This is a genomic window from Burkholderia ubonensis (assembly GCF_001718695.1).
In the GTDB taxonomy this organism is placed as follows: Bacteria; Pseudomonadota; Gammaproteobacteria; order Burkholderiales; family Burkholderiaceae; genus Burkholderia; species Burkholderia ubonensis_B.
Genome location: NZ_CP013420.1, coordinates 2,676,083 through 2,690,674 on the forward strand (window position 1 = coordinate 2,676,083; position 14,592 = coordinate 2,690,674).

General features: G+C 68.6%; 16 protein-coding genes and 1 pseudogene. 5 read left to right on the forward strand and 12 right to left on the reverse strand.

Annotation, left to right across the window (positions count from 1 at the left end; genetic code table 11):
* From WJ35_RS12210 to WJ35_RS31215, 4 genes are all read right to left on the reverse strand, one after another.
* A complete protein-coding gene (locus tag WJ35_RS12210) occupies nucleotides 1-1,338 on the reverse strand; it encodes a glutamine synthetase family protein (protein ID WP_069239227.1) in 1,338 nt (445 codons plus the stop codon).
* Between the two features lie 28 nt (nucleotides 1,339-1,366).
* Nucleotides 1,367-2,152, reverse strand: a complete 786-nt coding sequence (locus WJ35_RS12215) for a gamma-glutamyl-gamma-aminobutyrate hydrolase family protein (protein WP_060235062.1) — start codon at nucleotides 2,150-2,152, stop codon at nucleotides 1,367-1,369.
* A gap of 302 nt (nucleotides 2,153-2,454) precedes the next feature.
* Nucleotides 2,455-2,682, reverse strand: a complete 228-nt coding sequence (locus WJ35_RS32110) for a hypothetical protein (protein WP_080434950.1) — start codon at nucleotides 2,680-2,682, stop codon at nucleotides 2,455-2,457.
* Nucleotides 2,683-2,894: 212 nt separating this feature from the next.
* The gene (locus WJ35_RS31215) at nucleotides 2,895-3,068 is read right to left on the reverse strand and encodes a hypothetical protein (protein ID WP_155121900.1); all 174 of its coding nucleotides are present in this window, start codon (nucleotides 3,066-3,068) and stop codon (nucleotides 2,895-2,897) included.
* A gap of 28 nt (nucleotides 3,069-3,096) precedes the next feature.
* On the opposite strand from WJ35_RS31215, the gene WJ35_RS12225 reads away from it, so the two are divergent.
* Nucleotides 3,097-3,648: a cupin domain-containing protein gene (locus WJ35_RS12225; protein WP_010095688.1), complete on the forward strand. Its 552-nt coding sequence runs from the start codon at nucleotides 3,097-3,099 to the stop codon at nucleotides 3,646-3,648.
* A gap of 109 nt (nucleotides 3,649-3,757) precedes the next feature.
* Nucleotides 3,758-5,250 (forward strand): annotated as a pseudogene (locus tag WJ35_RS12230) (aldehyde dehydrogenase).
* Nucleotides 5,251-5,300: 50 nt separating this feature from the next.
* Here the strand turns inward: WJ35_RS12230 and WJ35_RS12235 are convergent.
* Nucleotides 5,301-5,501, reverse strand: a complete 201-nt coding sequence (locus WJ35_RS12235; RefSeq protein WP_060235060.1) for a heavy-metal-associated domain-containing protein — start codon at nucleotides 5,499-5,501, stop codon at nucleotides 5,301-5,303.
* A 305-nt stretch (nucleotides 5,502-5,806) separates the two neighbouring features.
* On the opposite strand from WJ35_RS12235, the gene WJ35_RS12240 reads away from it, so the two are divergent.
* Nucleotides 5,807-6,139: a cupredoxin domain-containing protein gene (locus tag WJ35_RS12240; RefSeq protein ID WP_010090449.1), complete on the forward strand. Its 333-nt coding sequence runs from the start codon at nucleotides 5,807-5,809 to the stop codon at nucleotides 6,137-6,139.
* Nucleotides 6,140-6,151: 12 nt separating this feature from the next.
* Nucleotides 6,152-6,988 carry an FTR1 family iron permease gene (locus WJ35_RS12245; RefSeq protein ID WP_069239228.1) on the forward strand — a complete coding sequence of 279 codons (837 nt, stop codon included), beginning with the start codon at nucleotides 6,152-6,154 and terminating at the stop codon, nucleotides 6,986-6,988.
* Between the two features lie 72 nt (nucleotides 6,989-7,060).
* Here the strand turns inward: WJ35_RS12245 and WJ35_RS12250 are convergent, their stop codons facing one another.
* The 7 genes from WJ35_RS12250 to WJ35_RS12280 form a co-directional block, all read right to left on the reverse strand.
* Nucleotides 7,061-7,279 (reverse strand): hypothetical protein, encoded by a 219-nt coding sequence (locus WJ35_RS12250; RefSeq protein ID WP_069239229.1) that lies wholly within the window; start codon nucleotides 7,277-7,279, stop codon nucleotides 7,061-7,063.
* Nucleotides 7,279-7,755, reverse strand: coding sequence for a hypothetical protein (locus tag WJ35_RS12255; RefSeq protein WP_069239230.1), 477 nt, complete (start codon nucleotides 7,753-7,755; stop codon nucleotides 7,279-7,281). The genes WJ35_RS12250 and WJ35_RS12255 overlap by 1 nt, the downstream gene beginning before the upstream one ends.
* Nucleotides 7,756-7,805: 50 nt before the next feature.
* Complete coding sequence (gene glmS, locus WJ35_RS12260) at nucleotides 7,806-9,623, reverse strand: glutamine--fructose-6-phosphate transaminase (isomerizing) (RefSeq protein ID WP_069239231.1); 1,818 nt, start codon at nucleotides 9,621-9,623, stop codon at nucleotides 7,806-7,808.
* 52 nt (nucleotides 9,624-9,675) lie between these two features.
* Nucleotides 9,676-11,037 (reverse strand): bifunctional UDP-N-acetylglucosamine diphosphorylase/glucosamine-1-phosphate N-acetyltransferase GlmU, encoded by a 1,362-nt coding sequence (gene glmU, locus WJ35_RS12265; protein ID WP_059724054.1) that lies wholly within the window; start codon nucleotides 11,035-11,037, stop codon nucleotides 9,676-9,678.
* Between the two features lie 110 nt (nucleotides 11,038-11,147).
* Nucleotides 11,148-12,146 carry a tRNA 2-thiocytidine(32) synthetase TtcA gene (ttcA, locus tag WJ35_RS12270; protein ID WP_069239232.1) on the reverse strand — a complete coding sequence of 333 codons (999 nt, stop codon included), beginning with the start codon at nucleotides 12,144-12,146 and terminating at the stop codon, nucleotides 11,148-11,150.
* The gene (locus WJ35_RS12275) at nucleotides 12,143-12,547 is read right to left on the reverse strand and encodes a dihydroneopterin aldolase (RefSeq protein ID WP_060235135.1); all 405 of its coding nucleotides are present in this window, start codon (nucleotides 12,545-12,547) and stop codon (nucleotides 12,143-12,145) included. The genes ttcA and WJ35_RS12275 overlap by 4 nt, the downstream gene beginning before the upstream one ends.
* A 55-nt stretch (nucleotides 12,548-12,602) precedes the next feature.
* The gene (locus WJ35_RS12280; protein WP_060235134.1) at nucleotides 12,603-13,364 is read right to left on the reverse strand and encodes an SDR family oxidoreductase; all 762 of its coding nucleotides are present in this window, start codon (nucleotides 13,362-13,364) and stop codon (nucleotides 12,603-12,605) included.
* 13 nt (nucleotides 13,365-13,377) lie between these two features.
* On the opposite strand from WJ35_RS12280, the gene WJ35_RS12285 reads away from it, so the two are divergent.
* Nucleotides 13,378-14,589: a class I SAM-dependent methyltransferase gene (locus WJ35_RS12285; RefSeq protein ID WP_069239233.1), complete on the forward strand. Its 1,212-nt coding sequence runs from the start codon at nucleotides 13,378-13,380 to the stop codon at nucleotides 14,587-14,589.
* The last annotated feature ends 3 nt before the right edge of the window (nucleotides 14,590-14,592 follow it).

Genomic DNA, 14,592 nt, shown 5'->3' on the forward strand with positions numbered 1-14,592 from the left:
TCACACGTGCAGCAGCAGATGCTTGCGTTCCCACGAGCTGATCACGCGGAAGAACGCTTCGTATTCGGTTTCCTTCAGCGCGAAGTACGCCTTCAGGAACTTGTGGCCGAGGATCTCGCCGATCGGCTCGCACGCGGCCATCAGCGTCAGCCCTTCCTCGAGGTTGCGCGGCAGCTGGTACGGCAGGTCGTAGCCGTCGCTGACGAGCGGCTCGGTCGGTTCGAGCCGCTGCGTCATCCCGAGATAGCCGGCGGCGAGCGTCGCGGCGAGTGCGAGGTACGGGTTGCAGTCGACGCCCGGAATGCGGTTCTCGATGCGGCGCGCGGCCGGGCCCGAGTGCGGAATGCGGAAGCCGACCGTGCGGTTGTCGTAGCCCCACTGCACGTTGATCGGCGCGGCCATGAAGCGCGACAGCCGGCGGTACGAGTTGATGTACGGCGCGAAGATCGGCATCAGCGCCGGCGTGTATTTCTGCAGGCCCGCGAGGAAGTTGTAGAACATCGACGTCGCGCCGCCGGTCTCCTTCGACGTGAACAGGTTGTGGCCGGTTTCCTCGTCGACGATGCTCTGGTGCACGTGCATCGCCGAACCGGGCTCGCCCTCCATCGGCTTCGCCATGAACGTCGCGTACATGTTGTGCCGCAGCGCCGCTTCGCGCACCGTGCGCTTGAACAGGAACACCTGGTCCGCGAGCGACAGCGCGTCGCCGTGCATGAAGTTGATCTCCATTTGCGCGGCGCCGACTTCGTGGATCAGCGTGTCGATGTCGAGGTTTTGCATTTCGCAGTACTCGTAGATGTCCTCGAACAGCGGATCGAACTCGTTGACGGCCTCGATCGAATACGACTGGCGGCCCGTCTCCGGGCGGCCGGTGCGGCCGACCGGCGGACGCAGCGGCAGGTCCGGATCCTTGTTCATGTCGACCAGGTAGAACTCGAGCTCGGGCGCGACCACCGGCTTCCAGCCCTTCGCCTTGTACAGCTCGAGCACGCGGCGCAGCACGTAGCGCGGCGAGATCTCGACCGGCGAGCCGTCGAAGTGCACGCAGTCGTGGATCACCTGCGCGGTCGGGTCGACCGCCCACGGGATCAGGCGGATCGTCGACGTGTCGGGCACGCACACCATGTCGGGGTCGGTCACGCCGGTCAGCGAGCCGTCTTCCGGATATTCGCCGGTGACGGTCTGCACCATCACGGCCTGCGGCAGGCGCATCGATTCGCCGGACGTGAACTTGTTGCGCGGCGTGATCTTGCCGCGCGCGATGCCGGCCATGTCGGGGATGATCGCCTCGATCTCGGTGATCCGGTGTTTCTTCAGGAATTCGTCGATGTCTTGCATGGTTGTTCTCGTTGGTTGGTCGGCGCGCTCATGCGAGCGCGGCGGCGGCCCCGGCGCGTGCGCGGGCGTCCCGGCGGGCGCGGCACGCGTCGCCGAACGCGCGAAAGATCGCGGTCGACAGCGGGTCGTGCGCATGCCGCCATTCCGGATGCCATTGCACGGCGAGCGCGAACGCGGCGGCGCCGGCGACGCTCACGGCCTCGACCAGGCCGTCCGGCGCGACCGCCTCGATCGCGAGGCCGGCGCCGAGCTGCGCGATGCCCTGCTTGTGCAGCGAATTCACGCGCACTTCGTCGCGGCCGTCCGCGAGTGCGTGCAGCACGCCGCCGGGCGTCAGGCGCACCGCGTGCGCGGGGCCGTATTGCGTGTCGAGCGGCGCGTCGTCGTCCTCGCGGTGATCGGCGAGGCCCGGCACTTCGTGCACGCGCTGATGCAGCGTGCCGCCGAACACGACGTTCAGCTCCTGGAAGCCGCGGCACAACGCGAGCACGGGCACGCCGGCCGCAATCGCCGCGCGCAGCAGCGGCAGCGTCGTCGCGTCGCGCGCGGCGTCGTGCTTCGTGCCGGGCGCGCTCGGTTCGCCGCCGTAGCGATGCGGCTCGACGTTCGAATAGCTGCCGGTGAACAGCAGCCCGTCGACCGCATCGACGATGTCGTCGACCGACTGGCGCTCGCCGAGCGCGGGCAGCACCATCGCGAGCGCATGGGCGCCGTCGACGACGGCGGCGACATACTTGTCGCCGACGGTATGCGACGGATGCGAGCCGATTTGCGTCATGTCGGCGGTGATGCCGACGAGGGGTTTCCTTTCCATGGCGTCGATCAGGTTACCTAAGCAGGCCGTGACGCGCGGCGATCGGCGCGGCAAGCATGGCTTGCGCAAATCGCGGGCGCGGCACGGCCCCGCAGCCGTGCGCGATGCGCATGGCCGCTGACGAAGGAGCGCAGCAGAAGATCAGTGCTGCGCGCGACGATCAGGCCGACGTCCGTTTCGTTGTGCGGCGCGGTGCGCGGCAATGCGTGCGGCAAGGCATGCGCGAGCGCCATCCGTCACCGGTCAAGCGACACGGCGGACGGGATGCGGGCGAAACGGACGACGTGAAAGGGAGAGAGGCGCTATGGCAGCAGCGACGCCACTTCGTCGGTATCGACGGCGACGAACGCGCGTGCGGAGACGGCGTTGTGACGCCGGACGGAACGACGGGACAGGATGGTGTAGATGGACAGATGCAGCAGGCGAGGACTATGCCAGCCGCAACTGCCATCGGCGACGGTGGATGCCGCGCTGCGCTTACTTCGCGCATCGCCACGATCCCACCTCACCAGAGGGCCACGGACTCTCACGATTACACTCGACTGGTTCGTTGAAAGTATTGAACACCTGATTGCCAGAACGCGCGGGGCGTTTAAATAATCGAGGCGCTGGCCGGGCGTCATGAACATCGGCGGGCATCGATTTCTTGCGTTGCAATAACGCTTTTTGATGCGCGTGACGGTTCAATGACGCTGACCTGAGAGCCAGCATATACGAGTCAAAAACGGCGTCAAATGTTTTTTTATGGTCCCGGATCAGGGCTTACCCGAAGCACTGCAAACAAAATATGCGTAAATGGAATGGCGGCGAAGTGTTGATTATTTCGGACGGCTTTCAGGGTTTTCCCCGCCAATACGCGATATAAAGTGATTAGAATATTCAACGGCGTGTTCCACGCGTCGCGTCCTTTTTTCATCGCATTTATCGTGTCCGAAACCGAATCGATGTCCACCGAAGTCGCCGAGCGACTGCGCTACGTGCGCAACAAGCATGGGCTGTCGCAGCGCGAGCTCGCGAAGCGGGCCGGCGTGACCAACGGCACGATCTCGCTGATCGAGCAGGGCCGCGTGAGCCCGTCGGTCGGCTCGCTGAAGAAGCTGCTCGAATGCATCCCGATGAGCCTCGCGGAATTCTTCACGTTCGAGCTCGTCGAATCGCGCACCGTGGTGTCGCGCCGCGACGAGATGCCGAACCTCGGCAACGACGCGCTCGCGTTTCATCTGGTCGGCGCGGGCGTGAAGGACCGCAACATGTGCATCATGCGCGAGGTCTACCAGCCGCACGCGGACACCGGGCCCGAGATGCTCGCGCATGCCGGGCACGAAGGCGGCGTCGTCGTGTCGGGCCGGCTCGAGCTCACCGTCGACGGCGCGACCTGGCTGCTCGATCCCGGAGACGGCTACTACTTCGAAAGCCGTTTGCCGCACCGTTTTCGCAATCCCAGCGCGGAGCAAGTCTGCGAGGTCGTCTCGGCCAACTCGCCGCCGACCTTCTGACCCGCCTTCCGGCCGCGCTTCACCGCCGCATTCGCCGTATTCGCCGCCGGCTGCGCGACGTGCGCTGCCGCCTGTGCGCGGTGAATGCCACAACCCTTGAGGCATCCTGATGAACCAGTTGACTTTGAAGGATTGGCAGGACAAGGCAGCGTCGCTCGCGATCGAAGGGCGCGCGTTCATCGACGGCGCGTCGCGCGATGCGCAGTCAGGCAGGACCTTCGACTGCGTGAGCCCGATCGACGGCCGCGTGCTCGCGAAGGTCGCCGATTGCGGCGACGCGGACGTGAACGCGGCCGTCGCGGCCGCGCGCCGCGCATTCGACGCGCAGAGGTGTGGGCGGGGCTGAACCCGCGGGCGCGCAAGGCGGTGCTGCTGCGCTGGGCCGCGCTGATGCGCGCGCATCTCGACGAGCTCGCGCTGCTTGAAACGCTCGACGCCGGCAAGCCGATCGGCGACACGACGACGGTCGACGTGCCGGGTGCCGCGTATTGCGTCGAATGGTTCGCCGAAGCGATCGACAAGGTCGGCGGCGAAGTCGTGCCGGCCGATCATCATCTGGTCGGGCTCGTCACGCGCGAGCCGGTCGGCGTCGTCGCGGCGGTCGTGCCGTGGAATTTCCCGATCCTGATGGCCGCATGGAAGTTCGGCCCCGCGCTCGCCGCCGGCAACAGCGTCGTGCTGAAGCCGTCGGAGAAGTCGCCGCTCACGGCGATCAAGGTCGCGCAGCTCGCGCACGAAGCCGGCATTCCGGCCGGCGTGTTCAACGTCGTGCCGGGCGCGGGCGAGCCGGGCAAGCTGCTCGCGCTGCATCGCGACGTCGATTGCATCGCGTTCACCGGCTCGACCGCGGTCGGCAAGCTGATCATGCAATACGCGGCGCAATCGAACCTGAAGCGCGTGTGGCTGGAGCTCGGCGGCAAGTCGCCGAACATCGTGCTGCCGGACTGCCCGGACCTCGATCGCGCGGCGCAGGCCGCGGCCGGCGCGATCTTCTACAACATGGGCGAAATGTGCACCGCGGGCTCGCGCCTGCTCGTGCATCGCGACATCAAGGACGTGTTCGTCGGGAAGCTCGTCGCGGCCGCGCGCGCGTACGTGCCCGGCAATCCGCTCGACCCCTCGGTGTCGATGGGCGCGATCGTCGACGGCATCCAGCTCGAGCGCGTGCTCGGCTACATCGACGCGGGGCGCCACGAAGGCCGCCTCGTGACGGGCGGTGCGCGCGTGATGCGGGAGACGGGCGGCTTCTACGTCGAGCCGACGGTGTTCGAGGTGAAGCCCGACGCGAGGATCGCGCGCGAGGAGATCTTCGGGCCGGTGCTGTCGGTGATCGCGTTCGACGACGTCGACGAAGCGGTGCGCATCGCCAACGATTCCGAGTACGGCCTCGCCGCGGCGCTGTGGACGTCGAACCTGACGACCGCGCACGAGGTGTCGCGACGCCTGCGCGCGGGCACCGTGTGGGTGAACTGCTACGACGAGGGTGGCGACATGAACTTCCCGTTCGGCGGCTACCGGCAGTCGGGCAACGGCCGCGACAAGTCGCTGCACGCGCTCGAGAAGTACACGGAGCTGAAGTCGACGCTCGTGCGCTTGCGGTGACGCCGGCCGCGCCGCCGGCTCCGCCGCTGCGCGGGAGCCGGCGGTGCGCGTTACGCGGCGCGCAGCGAGGGATGGAAGCCCGCGGCTTCGATGATCGACTGCACGCTCGCCGCGGATTGCGTCGAGTCGACCTTGACGGTCTTCGCCGAGACGTCGATGTCGAGCTTCGCGCCGGGATCGGCCGCGGTCACCGCGCGGGTGATCGCGTTCGCGCAGCCGCCGCAGGTCATGTCCTGAACTTCGAATTCCATGGTTCTCTCCTGAGTTGACGAACCCGCACAGCATGAAGCTTGCCACCGTGGGAAGGTCAAGCGTGCGACAGCCATTCGTCAGCGTGTAATCAGACAAATAAGAGCGTCGGTCGGAACGTCAGTCGGTATTTAGCCCGATTGACCGTTCAGGGTCGGACGCGGATGTCGCAAAATTCCTTTCAAGACAAAGGCTTGCGAAACGATGTGAAGCGCGATCCCCATTCGGTGATCAAGGGTAATTGATGCGGAAATGCGAATCGCTCCTAATATCAATTCCTCTTCCGCACTCTTTTCTACTCCTGATCATGAATCGTTTCGCTCTCGGTTTTGCGCTGGCCCTGCTGGGCGCGTCGGCCACCTCCGCATTCGCGGCCGACGACGTCGTCAACCTGACCCTGAAGGACCACAAGTTCTCGCCCGAAGGCGTGACGATTCCCGCCGGCAAGAAGGTGAAGTTCGTCGTGAAGAACCTCGACGCGACGCCCGCCGAATTCGAAAGCGACGACTTCAAGGCGGAGAAGGTCGTTCCCGCCGGCAAGTCGGTCGAGATCCTGGTCGGGCCGCTGAAGGCCGGCACCTACGAGTTCCACGACGAGTACCACGAAGCTCAGTCGAAGACGAAGCTCACCGTCAAGTAAGCGCATACCGTCATGTTGTCCACCGCCCTGATCGTCTTTCGTGAAGTGCTCGAGGCCGCGCTGGTGGTCTCGATCGTGATGGCCGCCACGAAGGGCGTGCCGCGGCGCGGCTGGTGGGTCGGCAGCGGGCTGGTCGGCGGCGTGGTCGGCGCGGGCCTGATTGCCGCGTTCGCCGACGCGATCTCGCAGTGGGCGTCCGGGATGGGGCAGGAGGTGTTCAATGCGGGCGTGATGTTCGTCGCGACGCTGATGCTCGCATGGCACTGCATCTGGATGAGCAAGCACGGCCGCGAGATGGCGCAGCACATGACCGCGGTCGGCCGGGCCGTCGCGGCGGGCAGCAAGCCGCTGACCGGGCTCGCGATCGTCGTCGGCGTCGCGGTGCTGCGTGAAGGTTCCGAGGTGGTGCTGTTCCTGTACGGCATCGCGGCGGGCGATCCGGGGCAGACGCCGCAGATGATCGCCGGCGGGCTGCTCGGCGTGCTCGGCGGCGCGGGGCTCGGCTATGCGATGTATGCAGGCCTGCTGCGGATTCCGCTGAAGCGCCTGTTCTCCGTCACCAACGGGCTGATCGTGCTGCTCGCGGCCGGGATGGCGAGCCAGTGCGTCGGCTTCCTGCTGGCGGCTGGCCTCGTGCCGTCGTGGGGCGACGCGGTGTGGGATACGTCATGGCTGCTGAAGGATTCGAGCCTCGTCGGCAAGGCGCTGCATACGCTGATCGGTTATACCGCGCGTCCGGCGGGCATCCAGATCGTCGTGTACGTCGCGACGCTGGTCGCGATCGTCGCGCTGGCACGGCTCGTCGGCCGGCCGCAGCCGGCCGTGCGGCCGCCGCGCGCCGCGGCCTGAATTTCCGCTATCCGCATGCAACAAGGGGCGTCGTCGACGCCCCTTGTTGCATGCGCCCGTCGTGCGGGCCGTTCACTGATGACCGTCGATCCACGCGCGCGCCCATTCGAGCCCCGCGACGCGCGCCTCGTCCTCGGTATCGAACACGCCGAGCACGCCCGATGCCTCGACGAGCTTGTTGTTCTGCGTGATCGTGCCGCTTGCCGCGAAGCGCTCGGGCTGCATGATCTCGTCCTGCTGCAGGATCGCGTGGCCCCAGATCTGGTAGCCGTGGTAGGTTTCCGCTTCCATTATCGTGTCACCTTGGCGGGGCCGTTGCGGGTGCCGACGCGCAGCACGTTGCCGTCCGGCGTGTATTGCCGCGGGATGTCGGTGAAGGCGAGGCCATGCGGCGAATCCTGCGCGTCCGGCTGCATCACCGTGAGCCGGCCCGGCGCGGGCTGGGCGACGGGGCGCGGCGCGGCCGGCGCGTCGGCCGCCGCGGCAGGCGGTCGATGCGGCGTGGCTTTGACGGCTTGCGCGACGCGGCGCTTGTGCGGCTTGACGGAAGCCTTCGGTTGAGCGCTGGCGTGCTTTTCCGCGGTCTTGCCGCCGGCATGCGAGTCGGCACTGCTGCCGGTACGTGCGGTAGGCGTATGGGCATCCGCCGCGTGCGCGGCCGGCGTGCGCGCCTCGGGCGGATTCCACACCTCGACGTAGTGCTCGGCCGCCCAGCCCGTCGACGCGACGCTCAGCGCCAGCAATCCGCATCCAAACAGTCTTACCATGGTCTCTCCGTCAGTCTCGTCGGCGCGCCGGGCTGCGCTGCGCCGATTGCTTATTCCACCGTCACCGATTTCGCGAGATTGCGCGGCTTGTCGACGTCGGTGCCGCGCGCGCAGGCCGTGTGATACGCGAGCAGCTGCAGCGGCACGACGTGCAGGATCGGCGACAGCTGGCCGTAGTGCTCCGGCATCCGGATCACGTGCAGGCCGTCGTCGTTGACGATCTGCGTGTCCGCGTCCGCGAACACGTACAGCTCGCCGCCGCGCGCGCGCACTTCCTGCATGTTCGACTTCAGCTTCTCGAGCAGCGTGTCGTTCGGCGCGACCGTGACGACCGGCATCGCTTCCGTGACGAGCGCGAGCGGCCCGTGCTTCAGTTCGCCCGCCGGATACGCCTCGGCGTGGATGTACGAGATTTCCTTCAGCTTCAGCGCCCCTTCGAGCGCGATCGGGTAGTGCAGCCCGCGGCCGAGGAACAGCGCGTTCTCCTTGCGTGCGAATTCCTCCGACCACGCGATGATCTGCGGCTCGAGCGCGAGCACGCTGTTCAGCGCGGCCGGCAGGTGGCGCAGCTGCTTCAGGTATTCGGCTTCCTGCGCGGCGTCGACGTGCCCGCGCAGCTTGCCGAGCGTTGCGGCCAGCACGAACAGCCCGACGAGCTGGGTCGTGAACGCCTTCGTCGACGCGACGCCGATCTCGGTGCCCGCATGCGTGAGGAACTGCAGCTCGGTGAGGCGCACCATCGCGCTCGTCGCGACGTTGCACACCGCGAGTGTGTGCGCATGGCCGAGCGACTGCGCGTGCTTGAGCGCCGCGAGCGTGTCGGCCGTCTCGCCCGACTGCGAGATCACGACGACGAGCTGGCGCGGGTTCGGCACCGATTCGCGGTAGCGGTATTCGCTCGCGATCTCGACCTGGGTCGGGATCTTCGCGATCGATTCGAGCCAGTATTTCGCGGTCAGGCCCGAGTAGTAGCTGGTGCCGCACGCGAGGATCAGCAGGCTGTCGATCTCGCCGAACGCGGCGGCCGCGGCGTCGCCGAACAACGACGCGTCGAACGCGTCGGCCTGCGGGATCGTGTCGCTGATCGCACGCGGCTGCTCGAAGATTTCCTTCTGCATGAAGTGCCGGTACGGCCCGAGCTCGACCGCGCCGCCGTACGCGCTGACGACGCGCACTTCGCGCTGCGCCGCCGCGCCGTGACGGTCGACGATCTTCACGCCGTCGAGCGACAGCTCGCACACGTCGCCTTCCTCGAGGAAGGTGAAGTGGTCGGTGCTGCCCGCCAGCGCGAGCGCGTCGGATGCGAGGAAGTTCTCGCCGGCGCCGTAGCCGACGACGAGCGGCGAGCCCTGGCGCGCGCCGACGACCGTGTGCGGCTGGTCCTTGTGGATCACCGCGATCGCATACGCGCCGTGCAGCTGCTGCACCGCGTCGCGCACCGCGGCGAACAGGTCGCCGCGATACAGGCTGTGCACGAGGTGCGCGATCACCTCGGTGTCGGTCTGCGACACGAATTCGTAGCCCTTCGCGCGCAGCGCGTCGCGCAGCGGCTCGAAGTTCTCGATGATGCCGTTGTGGACGAGCGCGAGCGCGTTCGACGAGAAGATCGGGTGCGCGTTGTGCGTGACCGGCGCGCCGTGCGTGGCCCAGCGCGTGTGCGCGATGCCCGTGACGCCTTCGAGATGCGACTCGCGCACCTGCGCGTCGAGGTCGGCGACGCGCGCGACGCTGCGCGCGCGGTGCGGTGCGTCCGGTTCCAGCACGGCGACGCCGCACGAATCGTAGCCACGGTATTCGAGGCGCCGCAGACCTTCGATCAGCACCGGAACGATATTACGCTTTGCAACTGCGCCGACAATGCCGCACATGGAAACAGTCCTGTAAGTCGAAGCGGGCGCGACCATGGCGCCCGCGGGGTGTTCAGCCTTTCTTCTTGACCGGGCGCACGTAGCCGCTCTTCGCGGTCTGCGTCTTGTCGTTCAACGCGAGCATGCCTTCGGCCACGTCCTTCCAGATCGTCGTGCCCGCGGCGATCGTCACGCCGCGCCCGACGCGCACCGGCGCGACCAGCTGCGTGTCCGAGCCGACGAACACGTCGTCCTCGATCACGGTGCGGAACTTGTTCGCGCCGTCGTAGTTGCAGGTGATCGTGCCCGCGCCGATGTTCACGCGCGCGCCGATGTCGGCGTCGCCGATGTACGTGAGGTGGTTCGCCTTCGAGCCGTGGCCGATCACCGCGTTCTTCACCTCGACGAAGTTGCCGACGTGCGCCTCGTCCGCGAGCTGCGCGCCCGGGCGCAGCCGCGCGTACGGGCCGATCACCGTGTGCGCGCCGAGCTCGGCGCCGTCGATGTGCGTGAACGCGTCGATGCGCGCGCCCGCGCCGATCGACGCGTTGCGGATCACGCAGTTCGCGCCGATCGTCACGTCGTCGGCGAGCGTCACGTTGCCTTCGAACACGCAGTTCACGTCGATCGACACGTCGCGGCCGCAGCGCAGCGTGCCGCGCACGTCGAGGCGCGCCGGGTCGGCGAGCGTCACGCCGTCGACGAGCAGCGCGTCGGCGAGGTTGCGCTGGTGCACGCGCTCGAGCTCCGCGAGCTGCGCCTTGCTGTTCACGCCGAGCGTTTCCCATTCGGCGTCCGGCTGCGCGGTGACGACCTCGAAGCCGGCGTCGATCGCCAGCTCGACGACGTCGGTCAGGTAGTACTCGCCCTGCGCGTTGTCGTTGTTCAGCGCGCCGAGCCACATCGCGAGCTGCGCGGTCGGCGTGACGACGATGCCGGTGTTGATCTCGGCGATCTTCTGCTCTTCGGGCGACGCGTCCTTCTGCTCGACGATGCGCGTGACGAAGCCGGCCGGGTCGCGCACGATGCGGCCGTAGCCGGTCGGATCGTCGAGCGTGACCGTCAGGATGCCGTAGCGGCCTTCGCGCGCGGCGGCGACGAGGCGCTCGAGCGTGGACACGCGGGTGAGCGGCACGTCGCCGTACAGCACGAGGGTCGGCTGCGCGGGATCGAGCAGCGGCAGCGCCTGGCGCACCGCGTGGCCGGTGCCGAGCTGCTCGGCCTGCACCGCGAACTGCACGTCGGGCGCGGCGACGGCAGCCTGCACCTGCTCCGCGCCGTGGCCGACGACGACCACGAGCCGGGACGGCTGCAGCGCGCGCGCGGTGGCGATGACGTGGGAGAGGAGGGGCCTGCCGGCCAGAGGATGAAGCACTTTCGGCAGCGCGGAACGCATGCGCTTGCCGGTGCCTGCCGCCAAAATCACGATATTCATGGCGCCAGCTTGTCTGAAGAGTTCGAAGCTAATCATTTTAGCATGGGCCCCACCCGCCGAGCGGGGCTGGCGGGCCCGCCCGGCGGGCGTCGCCGGGCCCTGCGCGGCGCTTACAGATCGTCGAACCGGACGAGCGAGATCGGTTGGGCCGCGCCCGGCGCAGCCGCGTCGTCGCCCGTCGAGCACGGTTCCTCGTCGAACGCGATGTCGCCCTGCGGATCGGCCTCGCCGGTCGCGCGCAGCGCCGTGAACGGGAACAGCGTGGTGTCCATCAGGTGCGACGGCACGACCTTCGCGAGCGCGTTGAACATGTTGTCGACGCGGCCCGGGAAGCGCTTGTCCCACTCGCGGATCAGCGCCTTCATTTCCGCGCGCTTCAGGTTCGGCTGGCTGCCGCACAGGTTGCACGGGATGATCGGGAATTCGCGCAGCTCCGCATACTTCTCGAGGTCGGTTTCCTTCACGTACGCGAGCGGGCGGATCACGACGTTCTTGCCGTCGTCCGACTGCAGCTTCGGCGGCATCCCCTTCAGCTTGCCGCCGTAGAACATGTTCAGGAGCAGCGTCTGCACGATGTCGTCGCGGTGATGGCCGAGCGCGATCTTGGTCGCGCCGAGCTCGCCCGCGACGCGGTACAGGATCCCGCGGCGCAGCCGCGAGCACAGCGAGCAGGTGGTCTTGCCCTCGGGCACGAGGCGCTTGACGATGCTGTAGGTGTCCTGGTTCTCGATGTGGAACGGCACGCCGATCCGCGTCAGGTACTCGGGCAGCACGTGCTCCGGGAAGCCCGGCTGCTTCTGGTCGAGGTTGACGGCGACGATGTCGAAGTCGATCGGCGCGCGCTCGCGCAGGCGCAGCAGCACGTCGAGCATCGCGTAGCTGTCCTTGCCGCCCGACAGGCAGACCATCACCTTGTCGCCGTGCTCGATCATGTTGTAGTCGCCGATCGCCTGGCCGACCTGGCGCACGATGCGCTTGAACAGCTTGTTGTTCTCGTACGCTTCCTTTTGCTCGCGGCGCGTCAGCGCCGGGCGGCCGGCGTCGGCCGCCGCGGCATCGGCCGCCGCTTCATTCAGATGGGGGAGATGGGGGGTATGGGGGGCGTTCATGCGCGCTCCTCGTCCTTGATGCGAAAGACTTCGACGCCGACGGCGTCGCAGTCCGGATAGGCGTCCGGTTTCTCGGTACGGACGCGTACCGCGCGCACGGCGTCGTGCGCCAGCAGGCGCGCGGCGATCGCGTCGCACAGCGTTTCCTGCAGGTGGATGTGGCCGCGCGCCACGCACTGCGCGACGCTCTGCTTCATCAGGTCGTAGTCGACGACTTCATGCAGCCGGTCGTCGACGGGGGTGGACTGCGCAAGCGGCACGAACAGGTCGACATTGATGACGACGCGCTGCTCGCCGCGCTTCTCGTGCTCGAATGCCCCGATGTTGATATGCACCTCGTAGTCGCGCAGGTAGAGCCTGCGGCAATCCGCGAGGCGGGGGTGCAGGAGGGCGGAATGCATGGTCGTTCCAGTCAAATTGGCGTGCGCGCACGCAAAGCGGCGCGGGCGGCGGCCGTCATGGCGCGCGCCCGTGCGGTTCATTCGGGCCGGCGGCAGGCGGCACCAGGTGCTCGCCGCCGTCGACGGTCAGCGTCGCGCCGGTGATGCCGGGCGCGTCCGCCAGGTAGCAGGCCGCCGCCGCGATGTCGTCGGCGTGCGGCGCGCGCCCGCGCACGAGCGCCGCGATGCGCACCTTCGGCGCGAGCGTCAGCGCCAGCGCGGCGGTCGCGCGGTTCAGCGCGGCCTGCATCAGCGCGTGCGACAGCCGTTCGGGCGCCGGGTGGAACAGCGCCTGGTCCAGCACGTGGATCGCGCACGCGCGCAGCGCTTCGTCGGCGCGCGCGGCGTCGGGCGTCGCGGCGTCGAGCGCGCGGGCCAGCGCGAGCGGCGCGGCGACGTTGCGGGCCAGCGCGGCGGCGAGCGACGCGTGGCGCACCGAGCGCGCGTCGTCGGCGCCCGTCGGCGCGCTGTGGAACACGACGCACGCCGGCCGGCCGAGCGCCGCGCCGCAGGCCGCGACGAGCCCGGCCGCCTCGGCTTCGAGGGCCAGATCGGCATCGAGCACGGCCGCGCGGCGCCCGAGCGCCCCGACCTCGGCGACGAGCGCGTCGGACACGGCGGGCGGCGCGTCGCGGCCGCGCTGCAGCGCGACGTCCCAGCCGCGCCGGGCGAACCCCGTGGCGAGCGCGCGGCCGATCGACGCGGCGTCGGCCGCGCTGTCCAGGGCGCCCGCGACGAGCACCACGCGCGCGGTCGACGTATCGGCTGAAACGGTCATTTACAATGCCGGGATGAACCCGAAAGCTCACGAACCCGCTAGTTTACCTGCTCCCGGCCCCGACGCGCTTGCGCAGTCCGAAACCCTCGCCGCGCAGCTGCGCGGCGAGATCGCGGCGGCCGGCGGCTGGCTGCCGTTCGACCTCTTCATGGAGCGCGCGCTGTACGCGCCCGGCCTCGGCTACTACAGCGGCGGCGCCCGCAAGTTCGGCCGCCGCGCCGACGACGGCAGCGACTTCGTCACCGCGCCCGAGCTGTCGCCGCTGTTCGCGCAGACGCTCGCGCGGCCCGTCGCGCAGGCGCTCGCGGCGAGCGGCACGCGCCGCGTGATGGAATTCGGCGCGGGCACCGGCAAGCTGGCGGCGGGGCTGCTCGCGGCGCTCGACGCGCTGGCGGCCGAGCTCGACGAATACCTGATTGTCGACCTGTCCGGCGAGTTGCGCGAGCGGCAACGCGACACGATCGCCGCTGCTGCTCCCGGCCTCGCGTCGAAGGTGCGCTGGCTCGACGCGCTGCCCGAGCGCTTCGAGGGCGTCGTGGTCGGCAACGAGGTGCTCGACGCGATGCCGGTGCGGCTGTTCGCGAAGGCGGACGGCGCGTGGCGCGAGCGCGGCGTCGCGCTCGACGCGCGGCAGGCGTTCGTGTTCGAGGACCGGCCGGCCGCGCCGGCCGCGTCGGCCGACTTGCCGCCGGCGCTCGCCGCGCTCGATGCCGATGCCGATGCCGGCGACGGCTACGTGACCGAGACGCACGAGGCGGCGCTCGCGTTCACCCGCACCGTCTGCACGATGCTCGCGCGCGGTGCGGTGCTGCTGATCGACTACGGTTTCCCCGCGCACGAGTACTACCATCCGCAGCGCGACCGCGGCACGCTGATGTGCCACTACCGGCACCGCGCACACGATGATCCGTTCCTCTATCCGGGCCTGCAGGACATTACCGCGCACGTCGAATTCTCGGGGATCTACGCGGCTGGCGTCGCGACCGGCGCGGACCTGCTCGGCTACACGTCGCAGGCGCGCTTCCTGCTCAATGCGGGCATCACCGACGTGCTCGCCGCGATCGATCCGTCCGACGTCCACGCGTTCCTGCCCGCCGCGAACGCGGTGCAGAAGCTGATCTCGGAAGCGGAGATGGGCGAGCTGTTCAAGGTGATCGCGTTCTCGCGCGGCCTCGACGGCACGCTCGACGCGTTCGCGCGCGGCGACCGCTCGCATGCGCTCTGACGG